13 protein-coding genes are annotated in these 13,485 nt (G+C 71.3%); 9 read left to right on the top strand and 4 right to left on the bottom strand.

Features of this window, described 5'->3' with window-relative positions:
• Positions 1–36: 36 nt before the first annotated feature.
• The gene (locus ACPZVR_RS11895; protein WP_436699797.1) at positions 37–759 is read right to left on the bottom strand and encodes a FadR/GntR family transcriptional regulator; all 723 of its coding nucleotides are present in this window, start codon (positions 757–759) and stop codon (positions 37–39) included.
• A 12-nt stretch (positions 760–771) separates the two neighbouring features.
• Positions 772–2,214 (bottom strand): APC family permease, encoded by a 1,443-nt coding sequence (locus ACPZVR_RS11890; protein ID WP_436699796.1) that lies wholly within the window; start codon positions 2,212–2,214, stop codon positions 772–774.
• 298 nt (positions 2,215–2,512) lie between these two features.
• Here ACPZVR_RS11890 and ACPZVR_RS11885 point away from each other — a divergent pair, with 298 nt between their 5' ends.
• The 6 genes from ACPZVR_RS11885 (at position 2,513) to ACPZVR_RS11860 (ending at position 8,058) form a co-directional block, all read left to right on the top strand.
• Positions 2,513–3,256, top strand: coding sequence for a gamma-glutamyl-gamma-aminobutyrate hydrolase family protein (locus ACPZVR_RS11885; protein ID WP_436699795.1), 744 nt, complete (start codon positions 2,513–2,515; stop codon positions 3,254–3,256).
• Positions 3,253–4,023, top strand: coding sequence for an SDR family NAD(P)-dependent oxidoreductase (locus ACPZVR_RS11880; RefSeq protein ID WP_436699794.1), 771 nt, complete (start codon positions 3,253–3,255; stop codon positions 4,021–4,023). The genes ACPZVR_RS11885 and ACPZVR_RS11880 overlap by 4 nt, the downstream gene beginning before the upstream one ends.
• Complete coding sequence (locus tag ACPZVR_RS11875; RefSeq protein WP_436699793.1) at positions 4,020–5,396, top strand: glutamine synthetase family protein; 1,377 nt, start codon at positions 4,020–4,022, stop codon at positions 5,394–5,396. The genes ACPZVR_RS11880 and ACPZVR_RS11875 overlap by 4 nt, the downstream gene beginning before the upstream one ends.
• Position 5,397: 1 nt before the next feature.
• A complete protein-coding gene (locus tag ACPZVR_RS11870; protein WP_436699792.1) occupies positions 5,398–6,849 on the top strand; it encodes an aldehyde dehydrogenase family protein in 1,452 nt (483 codons plus the stop codon).
• Positions 6,850–6,920: 71 nt separating this feature from the next.
• On the top strand, positions 6,921–7,409 hold the full coding sequence (locus tag ACPZVR_RS11865; RefSeq protein WP_436699791.1) for a hypothetical protein: 489 nt from the start codon (positions 6,921–6,923) through the stop codon (positions 7,407–7,409).
• Between the two features lie 22 nt (positions 7,410–7,431).
• Positions 7,432–8,058 carry a cytochrome b gene (locus tag ACPZVR_RS11860; RefSeq protein WP_436699790.1) on the top strand — a complete coding sequence of 209 codons (627 nt, stop codon included), beginning with the start codon at positions 7,432–7,434 and terminating at the stop codon, positions 8,056–8,058.
• A 21-nt stretch (positions 8,059–8,079) separates the two neighbouring features.
• Here the strand turns inward: ACPZVR_RS11860 and ACPZVR_RS11855 are convergent, their stop codons facing one another.
• Complete coding sequence (locus ACPZVR_RS11855) at positions 8,080–8,778, bottom strand: type III secretion system chaperone family protein (RefSeq protein ID WP_436699789.1); 699 nt, start codon at positions 8,776–8,778, stop codon at positions 8,080–8,082.
• 63 nt (positions 8,779–8,841) lie between these two features.
• Positions 8,842–9,654: a crotonase/enoyl-CoA hydratase family protein gene (locus ACPZVR_RS11850; RefSeq protein WP_436699788.1), complete on the bottom strand. Its 813-nt coding sequence runs from the start codon at positions 9,652–9,654 to the stop codon at positions 8,842–8,844.
• Between the two features lie 47 nt (positions 9,655–9,701).
• Between ACPZVR_RS11850 and ACPZVR_RS11845 the strand changes: the two genes are divergently transcribed.
• Genes ACPZVR_RS11845 through ACPZVR_RS11835 form a run of 3 tightly spaced genes read left to right on the top strand, consistent with a single transcriptional unit; the run spans position 9,702 to position 13,444 of the window.
• Positions 9,702–11,342 (top strand): acyl-CoA synthetase, encoded by a 1,641-nt coding sequence (locus ACPZVR_RS11845; protein ID WP_436699787.1) that lies wholly within the window; start codon positions 9,702–9,704, stop codon positions 11,340–11,342.
• Positions 11,342–12,448 carry an NAD(P)H-dependent flavin oxidoreductase gene (locus ACPZVR_RS11840; protein WP_436699786.1) on the top strand — a complete coding sequence of 369 codons (1,107 nt, stop codon included), beginning with the start codon at positions 11,342–11,344 and terminating at the stop codon, positions 12,446–12,448. Before ACPZVR_RS11845 ends, ACPZVR_RS11840 begins: the two co-directional genes overlap by 1 nt.
• Positions 12,449–12,502: 54 nt before the next feature.
• Positions 12,503–13,444 carry a hypothetical protein gene (locus ACPZVR_RS11835; RefSeq protein WP_436699785.1) on the top strand — a complete coding sequence of 314 codons (942 nt, stop codon included), beginning with the start codon at positions 12,503–12,505 and terminating at the stop codon, positions 13,442–13,444.
• Positions 13,445–13,485: the final 41 nt, after the last annotated feature.

Below are 13,485 nucleotides of genomic sequence, written 5' to 3'. Positions count from 1 at the left end.
CCGCCCGGGGCGAGCGGCGGGCCCCATCAGGCGCCGTCACTCGTCGATGAGACGCAGGATCTCGTCGCGGGAGGAGTCGATGTGGCGCCGCATCGCCGCCGAGGCCGCCTCCCCGTCGCCCTCGGCGATCAGGTCCAGGACGAACTGGTGCTGGGCGTGGCTCGACTCCTTGATCACCTCGAAGTCGGCCAGGTCGACCGGTTGGAACATGCTGGCCCGGCTGTCCTCGATCGCGGCCGCGAGGTGCTGGTTGCCCGCCGCTCGGGCCACGGCGAGATGGAAGACCGTGTCCGCGCGACGGAACTCGTCCTTGTTGTCGACCGAGCGCAGGGTCTCCTGGGCGTGCCTCATCTCCGCGAGGTCCTCGTCGGTGCGGCGTGTGGCGGAGAGTCGAGCGGCCACCGACTCGAGTTCGCGACGGAACTCGATCAGGCTCAGCAGGGCGGTCCGGCGCTGCCGAAGCTCGTGGAGCGCGACCTCCGGGGCGACGCTGTTGTCCTGGATGATCGCCCCGCCCGCGTTGCCGCGCACGATCTGGATCTGACCGCTGCCCTCGAGGACCCGGAAGGCCTGGCGGAGCGTCTCCCGCGCCACGCCGAGCCGTTCGGCGAGCTTGCGCTCCGCCGGCAGCTTGTCGCCCGGGAGGAGTCGCCCCAGCGAGATCTCGCGCCGGATCAGGTCGACGACGTCGGCGTAGCCCGCGAGCGGGTGATCGGGGCGGAGGGTCGCGGGAGTGCGCGCCAGCGGTGTGTCGGCCATGTCGAGGTCATCCTAGGAGGTCGGGGTCGGTGACTCCGTCTGGTCGCCGTGCGCCACGGCGTCCAGGATCGGCGCGCGCCGCTGACGGGATCCGACCACGAAGCCCACGACCGCCGTCGCGAGGATCAGCAGCGGCATCGCGTTGACGAGGTCGGAGTCGCTGCCGGTCACGACCGCGTAGTTGTCGAGGATCACGAAGGCGAAGTAGGCCAGCGCCAGGGCGGCCGCAACGGGGGCGACCACGTGGTGCCACGGGCGCACGGCCCCGCGGCGCCGGAAGTAGAACGGCACCGAGAACGAGCACAGGGCCATGAGGATGATGACGGACAGTGAGCCGATCCCGGCGGCCTGGGAGCCGAGGTCGACGTACGGGTCGGCGCCCGCGATCACGTAGACGAGCGCCACGATCGCGACGATGGCGGCCTGGGTGACTCCCGCCGCCTGCGGGGTCTGCCGTTCCGGGTGGGTGCGGGCGAGGTAGCGGGGGAGCACGCCCTCGCGGCCGAAGGCCATGAGGTAGCGCGACGACATGTTGTGCAGTGCCATCAGCACGGCCAGCAGGCTGGTGAGCAGGAGCCAGTCGATCACCGTCGTCGAGCCACTGCCGAGCACCGAGGCCATCGCGTCGAGGGTGAAGGCGCCCGGGTCGGTCGCGGCCACGTCCCCGGCGTTCGTGCCGCCGTTGGTGCCCACCAGGACCCACGCCGTCAGCACGTAGAGGGTGCCGATCACGCTGATCGCCAGATAGGTCGCCTTCGGCACGGTGCGGTGCGGGTCGCGCGCCTCCTCACCGAAGATCGCGGTCGCCTCGAAGCCGATGAAGCACGTCACCGCGAAGAGCAGGGCCAGGCCGGGGGAGCCGGACACGACCTCGCTCGGCGAGAACGACTCCGCCGGCAGGACGTCCAGACCGTGCCGGGCGAGGGCCACGAGGTCGAAGAGCACCAGAACCCCGGTCTCGACGAGCAGGATGATCCCCAGGGCCCGGACGTTCAGCTCGACGCCGCGGATCCCGATGACCAGCGCGATCGCCAGCGCGACCGCCGAGAACAGCCACCAGGGCAGGTCCAGCCCCAGTTGCGCCTCGAAGGTCTGCTGGGAGAAGTAGCCGATGAGGCCCACGACGTAGATCGTGAGCACGTTGTAGGCGACCACGGCGACCAGCCCGGCAGCCATGCCGATCCGGCGGCCGAGGCCGGCGCTGATGTAGGCGTAGAACGCCCCGGCGTTGACCACGTGGGCGCTCATCGAGGTGTAGCCGACGGCGAACAGCGCGAGGACGACCGCCACGAGCAGGAAGGTGCCGGGCGCGGCCACGCCGTTGCCGAAGCCCACGACCAGGGGCAGCGCGGTGGCCATCGCGGTCAGTGGCGCCGCTGTCGCCACGACCATGAAGACGATGCCCCAGGGGGTGATGCTGTCGGCCTTGAGGGAGTCTCGCCGTTCTGCCGTCATGGGTTCTCCTCGGTGGTCCCAATATTGATGGCATGGACCGTAATATAGGCCAATGGTCCATGGCGAGACTTTCCGTGAGAACTTTTGCGGCGATCCTCCGCCGGACCGCGGAGAGTTGCCCCGCGTGGAGGGCGATCTTGGCCGAATTGCTGGACCACCGTGGCCCATTGGTCTACCGTATGTGCCAATGCAGGCGGTCACGTCGCCTCGGTACGGACAGGAGAGTGGTCATGGTCGGCCGACAGGGCTCAGCACGCCGTCAGGCGGCGGGTGGCGGGGACACCGCGGAGGAGAGGCGGTGAGGGGGCCCGGGGTCCGGCCGGTCATCGGCCTGACCGGCCGGCGCATGGCGGCGCGGATCATCGGCGTGCCGATGGGATTCGAGGACGCACCTCTCGACATCTACATGAGCGAGTACGCGACCTCCGTGCTCGACGCCGGGGGCATCCCCCTGCACCTGCCGCTGGACATGCGTCCCGACGACGTCCTCGACCTCGTCGACGGCGTCATCTTCGTCGGCGGAGCCGACGTGGACCCGCGCCGGTACGGCGGCGTGCCGCATCCCCGCTCCGGCGGGCTCGAGCCGCTGCGCGACCAGTTCGAGCTCGACCTCGCCGCGCAGGGGCTCGGTGCGGGCGTGCCGATGCTCGGCATCTGTCGCGGTGCCCAGCTCCTCAACGTGGCGCTCGGAGGCACGCTGGTGGCGGACCTGCCGATCGGCGAGGGCGAGTCGCACGCCTCGTACGCCTACCCGCGCGCGCACCGCTCGCACGGCGTCTCCTTCACCGCCGGCTCGATGCTCGAGTCCCTCTACGGGCCGGCGGCGGTCGTCAACTCCTTCCACCACCAGGCCGTCGATCGACCCGGTCGCGACGTCGTGGTCACGGGCCGCGCGGGCGACGGGGTGGTGGAGGCGTTCGAGGTCGCCGACCGCCCGGTCGTCGGCATCCAATGGCACCCCGAGTGCTTCGCATCAGATCCGATCTTCAACTGGCTGGTCGACGCGAGTGTCGCCCACAAGCTTCAGGAGAGTGCAGCATGACCGCAGTCCACGGCGGCAAGAACGCCTACATCACGGGTGCCGGCTCGGGCATCGGTCGCGAGACCGCGCTGCGGCTGGCGCGCGAGGGCGCCCGCGTGATGGTGACCGACATCGATCTCGCGCTGGCCGAGGCCACGGTGAAGGCGATCGAGGACGACGGCGGCGTCGCGCTCGCCGCCGCGGTCGACGTACGCGACCGGGAGGCCGTCGCCGCGTCGGTGCGCACGGTCGAGGAGAGCTGGGGCGCCCTGCACCTGCTGGTCAACAACGCCGGCCTGGTGACGCCGCACTCGTTCCGCGACCTGACGGACGACGCCTGGGACCTCGTGCTCGACGTCAACCTCAAGGGCCAGTTCGTGGTCGCCCAGGTGGTGGCGCCGCTCATCGCCCGCTCGGGCGGTGGCGCCATCGTCAACCTGTCCACCGTCGAGGCGATCGCGGTCGTCACGTCCGGCACCACGACCCAGCCGCACTACAACGCGAGCAAGGGCGGGGTGCCGATGCTGACGAAGGCGCTCGCGATCGAACTGGCGCCCGACAACATCCGCGTCAACTGCGTCGCGCCCGGACCGGTCGCCACGGACTTCTTCGACCTCGAGATGGTCACCTCGGAGGCCGGCCTGGAGTTCATGAAGCAGCGGCTCCTGGTGCCCCGCGTCGGGCAGCCGAGCGACATCGCCGCCGCTGTCTCGTTCCTGCTCTCGGACGAGGCATCGTTCATCGACGGCATCCAGCTGCCGGTCGACGGCGGGTGGCTGACCCGATGAGCGCGGCCTGGCTGCTGGAGCCCGCCGACCTCGTCGCCGAGGGTATCCACACGGTCGTCGTCGCATCGCCGGACCTCCAGGGCCGCCTGGTCGGCCGCCGGGTGCCGGTCGAGTCCTTCGACCGCGTCGTCGAGGACGGGGTCGAGGTCTGCACGTGCGTGTACGCGTGGGACCTGACCCAGGACCTCGGACTCGTCGAGGCCGACGTCTTCCCGCTGTGCGGCATGCACAACGGCGTTCCGGACGTCACCTTCCGGCCCGACCTGAGCACCTTGCGGCGCGCCGCCTGGCTCGACGGCATCGCCATCTGCCTCGCCGACCCGTGGGACGGGGCGAAGGGTGAGTACCTGCCGCTCTCGCCGCGGGTCATCCTGCGCCAGCAGATCGAGCGCTTCGGCGCCGACGGCCTCCGCGCCCAGATGGGCACCGAGCTGGAGTTCTACCTGTTCCGCAACGAGCCACGCGAGCTGCGGCGGTCGGGCTTCCGCGACCTGGAGCCGACGACGATCGTCCCGGCCGACTTCATGATCCACGAGGGCAACACCTACGAGCCCTTCTTCCGCAAGCTCCGCGCCGACCTCAAGGCGTCGGGCATCGAGATGGAGGCGGCGCAGTCGGAGTGGGGCACGGGACAGTGGGAGATGACCTTCCGCTACGGCGACCCCCTCGAGATGGCCGACCGCCACGCTCTCTACAAGCTCGCGGTCCGCGACAGCGCCACCGCCGCCGGCATGAGCGCGACCTTCATGGCCAAGCCGTTGAACGGCGGGCAGCCGGGGTCGTCGTGCCACGTCCACTTCTCGGTCGTCGACGACGAGGGCCGCCCGGTCTTCTGGGACGACGACGCCCCGCACCACCTGGGGGAGAGGATGCACCACGCGATCGGCGGCATCCTGCAGGAGGTGCCGACGTTCATGGCGTGGTACGCCCCGACGGTCAACTCCTACCGCCGGGCGAACGGTGCCGACGTCGCCGGCTGGGGACGCACCTGGGGCCTGGACAACCGCACGACGTCGGTGCGCGTCGTGGGCGGCCGTCCGCGGGACCTGCGCCTGGAGTTCCGGTTGCCGGGCGCCGACACGAATCCCTATCTCACGCTCGCCGGCCTGCTCTGCTCGGCACGGCAGGGCATGGCGAAGGGCGTGACCCCGCCGCCGATGACCGAGGGCAGCGGCTACGCATCACCGATCGACGCCGAGGTCCCGTTGCACCTCGGCGAGGCCGCGAAGGCGTTCGCCACCTCGTCGTTCGCCCGGGCGGAGTACGGCGACGAGGTCGTCGAGCACTTCCGCATCCTCCTGGACCACGAGTGGCGCTCCTTCCTGAGCAGCGTCAACGACTGGGACCTCGACCGCTACTTCGACAGGATCTGACGTGACGTTCACCCCTCCCACGCTCGAGACCTGGATCGGCGGCACGCCGGAGCTCTCGGCCGTCGAGCTCGACGACGTGCTGCACGACCCGAACACGGGCGCGCCGCTGCAGCGCAACCGGTCGTCCTCGCCCGAGCAGGTCGAGCGGGCACTGGCCGCCGCGTGGTCCGCGCACACCGCCGGTGCGTGGCGCGACCTGGGCCTCGCCGGGCGGGCCGCGCTGCTCCACCGCCTCGCCGACCTCATCGACGAGCAGCAGGCGGCGATCGCCGAGCTCGACTCCCTCAACAGCGGCGTCACACTCCGGGAGACCACGCTGTTCGCGTCCAGCCTGGCCGGGACCGTCCGCACGGCGATCGAGCTGGCCGAGCGACGCGGGGAGTCGGCCGACCTCGCAGCCACGCAGGGGCCGGTGCGGCTGCGACGGGTGCCGTGGGGTCCCACGGCCCTCATCGCCCCGTGGAACGCCCCGGCGGCCGTGGCCGTCAAGAAGATGGCGTACGCACTCGTCGCCGGAGCGCCGGTCGTGCTCAAGCCGTCACCGGCGTCGCCGTGGAGCGCCCAGCTCCTCGCGGACGCGGCGGTGCGGGCCGGTCTGCCGACCGGTGTCTTCTCGCTGGTCCTCGGCGGTGGTGAGGTCGGTCAGCAGATCTGCGGCGACGCGCGGATCAAGGCCATCTCCATGACCGGGTCCACGGCCACGGGCCGGCTCATCGCCCAGGCGAGCGCTCCCCATCTGACCCGGCTGCGCCTCGAGCTGGGGTCCAACAACCCGGCCATCGTGCTGGCCGATGCCGACCTCGCGGCCACCGTCGAGGATCTCGCCGCGGGCATGACCAAGCTGAACGGACAGTGGTGCGAGGCGCCGCGCCGGGTCCTCGCCGACCGGAGCCTGCACGCCGAGCTGGTGGAGGGCCTGGCCGAGCGGCTGCGGCGCACGCGGGTCGGCTCGGCCCTCGACGCGGGCACCGACGTCGGCCCGATGGCGTTCCGCCAGCGACGCGACGACCTGGTGGCGCAGCGCGAGCACCTGGTCGCGTCCGGTGCGACCGCCGCCCAGGGGCCGGATCTGCCCGGCGCGGGGTGGTTCGTCGCCCCGACAGTCGTCTCGTCGTCCGGTCAGGTCGATCTGCCCGGCGAGGTGTTCGGCCCGATGATCGCGATCGAGCCGTTCACGACGGTCGAGGACGCCCTCGTGAGGTCGAACACCGGTCCGCACGGGCTGGCCGGCTATGTGTTCGGCGGCGACGTCGAGCGGGCGATCGCGGTCGGTGGCCGCATCGAGGCCGGCGAGGTGAAGGTCAACGGCACCAGCCTGCTCGACATGTGCGCCGACTCTGCGCAGAGCTTCTTCGGCGACAGCGGTCTGGGCGGGCACGGCGACGCCGACGTCCTGGAGTTCTATGCGGGCAAGCAGATCGTCGGCGTCGACCTCGTCGATCCTCCGATGTAGCCCCGGTGAAGCAAGCGGCGTCCGCGCGGCGGCCCGTGGCGTCGGGACCTGCCGGCACTATCATGCTCGGCATGCGTCCTCTCTCTCGGGCAGTCGCGGTGGCGTTCCTGGCCGTCGCGCTGCTGTGCTCGTCGTCCGCCACGCCGGTCCACGCCGCAGCCGGCCCGAAGGGACCCGGCGGCACGTACGCCGGCGCGGAGGTGCCTGCGCCCGACAACCCGATCGACGCGGTGGACATCAGCTTCAAGGTCAGCAAGAACGGCCGCAAGATCCAGAACTGGCTGGTCACGATGAACGTGATCTGCGTGTCCTACCCGCCCTACGTCCAGCTGATCTCGCAGTCCATGCCGACCATGAAGGTGAAGCGGAACGGTCGGTTCCACGGCGTGTTCGCGGGCACGCAGGACGGCACGGAGTACCACGTCGAGGTCGGCGGCAGGCTCGTCGCGAAGAAGAACAAGGTCAAGGCGGGCACGCTGTCCTACGAGGTCGGCGTGTGCCAGCGCGGCAACGACGCGGGTGACCCCCTGCGCTGGACGGCGAAGCGCACCGGGCGCTGAGCCCGGCGACCGTGCCCACGTCATGCGGCTGCGCAACGGCGAGCACGGCTACGGCGCGGTCACCCGCACGCTGCACTGGCTGACGGTGCTGCTGCTCGCGGCGCAGCTCGTCGTCGGCTACACCATGGCGACCGAAGCCCGGGTCGCCCGGGTCGACTGCGATCCCGTGGGCGAGGACCGCAGCGGCGGTGACACCAGCGACGTGGAGGACGAGCGCCTCGACCGCCTCGAGGAGCGGTGCGAGGCGCGCCAGGACGCCCGGGAGGAGGCTGCCGAGGCGGACGAGGGCGCGCCGAGCGCGCTCCACGTCGTGCTCGGCGCCCTCCTGCTCGCCCTGGCCGTGGCCCGGTCGGCCTGGCGCCGACTCACGCCGCTGCCGCCGTGGGACCCCCGGCTCGGGCGGGCCGGACGCCGAGTCCTGCACGCCACCGAGGTCGCCCTCCTGGTCTCGTTGTTCGCGATGCCGCTCTCCGGGCTGCTCCTGATCGCCGGCTCCGACGACCTGGTCGCCCTCCACGTCGCCGCCCACCTGGTCTTCTACGCGGCCCTCGCCGGCCATCTCGCGGTGGTCGTCAGCCGTGGCCTGGTGCCGCGGATGCTGCCCGGGGCGCAACGCCGGGCGAGGCCCGGAGGGCGGCCCGGGCGCTGACGTCGGGCGGTCGGCGACCGGTCAGCGGGGCTGCTCGCCCCGCAGCCGGTCCCAGACGCGCCCCGGAATCCGGTCGAGCAGGGCATCCATGAGGTGCAGCTTCGCGTCCACCTCCGCGGGCGTGTGGGCGCCGGCGCGGATGACCAGCAGCGAGTCGCCGGTGATCCGCCAGGACAGGGCGGGGTGATGCCGCATCACGTCGCGTACGTCGGACAGCAGGACGTCCGCGGCGAACTCCGGCGCCGAGGAGTGGACCGTGTAGGCGGCGTCGAAGGCCGGATCCCCGATCTCGATGTCGCGTCCCGTCAGGGAGTCCACCCAGCGGCGCAGGGTGCTGGTCGGGCCTACGGCGAGGTCGGGAGCGCGAACGCCCAGGTTGAGCGCGAGCACCGAGTAGGTATGGCGCGAGGAGTCCTCGCCGGAGCCGGTCGTGAACTGGTAGTCGAACGCCGTGAACGCGCGACCGTCGTACCGGCCGAGGAGCACGTTGGTCGCCTGGCGGGCGTGCCCGCGGCCGAAGGGGGCGCCGGCGAAGCGCTCGACGAGAGCCGGGTCGCTCGGGCGGAACTCCCACTCGCGGTCGCGCGCGAAGGCCGCGAGGCCCGCGCGCCGCTCGGCGGCGCGCTTCGCGGCGGCCGAGACCCCGAGCGCGAGGAGCACGACGAGCGCCACGACGACCAGCGCGGTGACGGCGAACATCAGGACGGCGAGGACACCCATGCCGCCATGCTGCCCGGGTGCGCCCGAGTCACTCCTCCTCGGTCGCGGTCCTGCCCGGTGAGGTCACCGCCCCTCGAACCGTGGCGCCCGCTTCTCGAGGAAGGCTCGGGGGCCCTCCTTGGCGTCCTCGGAGGAGAACACCGCGGCGCCGACCTTGGCGTCGTCCGCCCAGCACTCCTCCTCGTGCTTGCCCTCGGAGTCGCGCATCGTCTTGAGGATCGCCTGGACCGCGAGCGGGCCGTTGGCGGCGATCCTGTCCGCGATCTCGTGCGCCTTCGCCAGCGCCTCGCCGTCGGGGACGACGTGGCCGATCAGGCCGAGCTCCTTGGCCTCGGGGGCGCCGAGGGTGCGGCCGGTGAGCAGCAGCTCCGCGGCGACGGTGTAGGGGATCTGGCGGGGGAGTCGGACCGCGGACCCGCCGAGCGGGTACAGCGACCAGCGGGCCTCGGCGACGCCGAACTTCGCCGACTCGCCCGCGACCCGGATGTCGGTGCCCTGCAGGATCTCGGTGCCGCCCGCGATGGCCGGTCCCTCGACCGCGGCGATGAGCGGCTTGGTGAGCCGGAAGCCCTTGAGCAGGCCCTTGATCGTGGTCGGGTCGTAGGCGCCGGACTCGAAGCTCTCCGAGGGCGGCTTGTCGTCGGCTGCCTTGAGGTCCATGCCCGCGCAGAAGAACCCGCCCGCGCCGGTGAGGATGCAGACCCGGATCTCCGGGTCCTCGTTGACCCGGTCCCACGCGGACTCCATGATCCGCAGCATCTCGCTGGACAGGGCGTTGCGGCGCTCCGGCCGGTTCATCGTGACGACCAGCTTGTGGCCGTCCTGCTCGACGAGGCAGTCGGGGGAGGCGTCGGTGACGGCATCAGTAGCGGACATGTGAACAACGCTAGCGAAAAAGTGAAACGTGTTCTACTGTCGCCCTCGTGGCCCTGAACATCGCCGATCTCTTCGAACACGCCGTCGACGCCGTGCCCGACAAGCCCGCCGTGCAGGTGGGGGACCGCGTCATCTCCTTCGCCGAGCTCGAGGCGGAGTCCAACCGGCTCGCCCACTTCCTGCAGGCGCAGGGCATCGGCACCGGGGACCACGTGGGCCTCTACGCCAAGAACAGCATCGAGCACGTGATCGCGCTCATCGGCATCCTCAAGGTCCGCGCCGTCGCGATCAACGTCAACTACCGCTACGTCGCCGGCGAGCTGGAGTACCTCTTCGACAACGCGGACCTCGTGGGCCTGGTCCACGACCGGGTCTACGCGCCTCTGGTCGCCGAGGTGGCGCCCAAGTTCCCGGACCTGCGGACGATCATCGCGGTCCCCAATCCGCTCGAGCCCGACGACGAGAGCGACCTGTCGTCGTTCGGCGGGATCACGCTCGAGGAGGCCCTCGCCGGTCAGTCCGACGCCCGCGACTTCGGCGAGCGCAGCCCGGACGACATCCACATCATCTACACCGGCGGCACCACCGGCTTCCCGAAGGGCGTCATGTGGCGTCACGAGGACTTCTGGCGGGTGCTGGGGGGCGGCATCGACTTCATGACGTCCGAGCCGCTGGAGGAGTACGACCAGTCCAAGAAGGCGCGGGAGGACAGCCTGGTCACGCTGCCCCTCAGCCCGCTCATGCACGGCGGGGCGCAGGCGTCGCTGCTCATGCACCTCTTCGCCGGCCAGGTCACCATCCTGGAACCCAAGTTCGACCCGGTCCGCACCTGGGAGCTCGTCGACAAGCACGGCGTCCAGATGCTCTTCATGACCGGCGACGCCATGGCCGTGCCGCTGATCGACGCCTACGAGGCGGGGGGCTACGACGGACAGACGCTCTTCGCCATCGCCTCCAGTGCGGCGATCTTCTCGAAGTCGGTCAAGGAGCGTTGGATGAAGGCGTTCCCGAACGCGGTCTTCACCGACTCCGTCGGCTCGTCCGAGACGGGCTTCCAGGGCACTGGGCTCCAGGACGCGAGCGCGTTGTCGACCGACGGTCCGGTGGTCTCGCTGCCGCCGACGACCGTCATCCTCGGCGACGACAACGTGCCGCTCGACCCGGTCAAGGACGTCGGCAAGATCGGTCGCACCGCCCGTGCGGGCAACGTCCCCGTCGGCTACTACAAGGACCCCGAGAAGTCCGCCAAGACGTTCGTCGAGATCGACGGCGTGCGCTACTCGATCCCCGGTGACAACGCTCGGATCGAGGAGGGCAACCGGATCACCCTGCTCGGCCGCGGCTCCAACTGCATCAACACCGGCGGCGAGAAGGTCTATCCGGAGGAGGTCGAGCAGGCGATCAAGGCCCACCCGGGGGTCTACGACGTCCTGGTCGTCGGCCTGCCCGACGACACGTACGGCCAGGCCGTGACCGCGGTCGTCGAGCCGCGCCCGGGCCACACCGTCGAGCTCGAGGAGCTGCGGACCTTCCTCCGCTCCCACCTCTCCGGCTACAAGCTGCCGCGCGCCCTCACCATCGTCGAGGAGATCCCGCGCAACGCCACCGGCAAGGCGCAGTACCCGCGGGCCAAGGAGCTCGCCCTCGCCGACCGCCGGTCCGACACCACCGCAGGAGCCAACACCTGATGCACACCACGCTTTGCGATGCCTTCGGCATCGACTACCCGATCTTCGCGTTCACCCCCTCCGAGCACGTCGCTGCCGCGGTGTCCCGGGCCGGTGGCCTCGGCGTCCTCGGCTGTGTCCGGTTCAACGACACCGACGACCTCGACCGGGTGCTGACCTGGATGGACGAGAACACCGACGGCAAGCCCTACGGCGTCGACGTGGTCATGCCGATGAAGATCCCCACCGAGGGCACGTCGGCCGACCTGTCGTCGTACATCCCCGACGAGCACCGGAAGTTCGTCGACGAGACGCTGCTCAAGCTCGGCGTCCCGCCGCTCCCGGAGGGCGAGGGGCGCGAGGGCGTCCTCGGCTGGCTGCACTCGGTCGCGCGCTCCCATGTGGACGTCGCCCTGCAGCACCGTCCGGTGCTCATCGCCAACGCGCTCGGCTCGCCGCCGGTCGACGTGATCGAGCAGTGCCACGAGGCGGGCCTCAAGGTCGCCGCGCTGGCGGGTGCTCCCAAGCACGCGCTGAGCCACGTCGCGAACGGCGTGGACATCATCATCGCCCAGGGCTACGAGGCGGGCGGGCACACCGGCGAGATCGCGAGCATGGTGCTGACCCCCGACATCGTCGACGCGGTCGGACCCGACGTCCCGGTGCTCGGCGCGGGCGGGATCGGGTCGGGTCGGCAGATCGCCGCCTCGCTCGCCCTCGGCGCGCAGGGGGTGTGGACGGGCTCGATCTGGCTCGGCACGGAGGAGTACCGCAACCTCGCCGGCAACAAGGGCTGGGAGACCGCGTTCCTGCGGGCGACCTCGTCCGACACGGTCCGCACGCGGATCTACACCGGCAAGCCGGCCCGGCTGCTCAAGACGAAATGGACCGAGGCCTGGTCGGAGGAGGGTGCGCCGGCGCCCCTGCCGATGCCGCTGCAGAACCTCCTGGTCGCCGACGCGCACAACCGCATCAATGCCTCGGGCGACCCGGACGTCATCTCCATGCCCATCGGCCAGATCGTCGGGCGGATGAACGAGGTCCGCCCGGTGGCCGAGGTGATCGGCGACCTCATCGCCGAGTTCGAGGCGACGGTGAAGAAGCTCGACGGCATCGCCGGTCTCTGAGTGGCCGATCCGGCGGGAGTGGATCTTTTCGCGGCCGGCGCGCACCTGTGAGGTGTGACTGACCGGCACCTGCTCCCGTGGAGCTTCGACGACATCGCCGCGTTCGGCTCCCGGCCGCACCTGGCAACGCACCGGCTGCACGAGCAGCCGATGTTCACCGACGGCGCGCTGGCAGCCCTGCTGGACCGGCTGCCGCGCTCCGTCGTGCATCCCTACACGATGGGCGACGACCCGACGCGCGTGGAGGACTGGCGCCGCGGAGCGGAGACCGACCTGCCCGGGGCCGAGCTGCTGGAGATCGTGGCGCGCGGGCACCTGTGGCTCAACCTGGTCGGCATCGACGCCCACGACCGCGACGTGTCCGGCCTCGTCGACACGCTCTACGACGAGATCCGTGCGCTCGTGCCCGGCTTCGCGCCGATCCGCACGTCGGCGACGCTGATCGTCTCGTCGCCGACGGCGATGGTCTACTACCACGCGGACAACCAGCCCAACCTGCTCTGGCACCTGCGCGGCCGCAAGCGCGCCTACGTCTATCCCCGGTCGGAGCGGTTCGTGAGCGACGCCGACCTGGAGCGGCTGGTGGCCGGCGCCACCGCGGAGGAGCTGCCCTTCGACCTCGGGTACGACGACCACGCGGCGGTGTTCGAGCTGGAGCCGGGCCAGGTCGCCTGGTGGCCGCAGAACAGTCCGCACCGGGTGGAGAACGTCGGCGGGCTCAACGTCTCGCTCTCCACCGAGCACTGGACGGCGGACTCGGCGCGTCGCGAGCACCTGTGGGCGGCCAACTACTACCTGCGCCACCGGTGGGGACGGCTGCCGCGCTCGACCCGCGAGCGGGGCCTGGTGCCGGCGGCGAAGGTCGCGGCGATGCGACTCGGCCGGCGCGCCGGCCTGCTCACCCCCGGGTCGCGCGGCGGCGCGCGGCCGAGCTTCGCCGTCGATCCCACCGTCGCGTCGGGGGTCGGTCCGCTGCCGGACCTCCCGGCAGGCTGAGCCCTGGTACTCAACGGTCGCGGAGACCGGACGGCCAGGAT

It is taken from the genome of Nocardioides segetis, assembly GCF_051390595.1.
Classification (GTDB): domain Bacteria; phylum Actinomycetota; class Actinomycetes; order Propionibacteriales; family Nocardioidaceae; genus Nocardioides.
The sequence above is the reverse complement of the archived record's forward strand: the minus strand, read 5'-3'. Positions and strand labels throughout refer to the sequence as shown.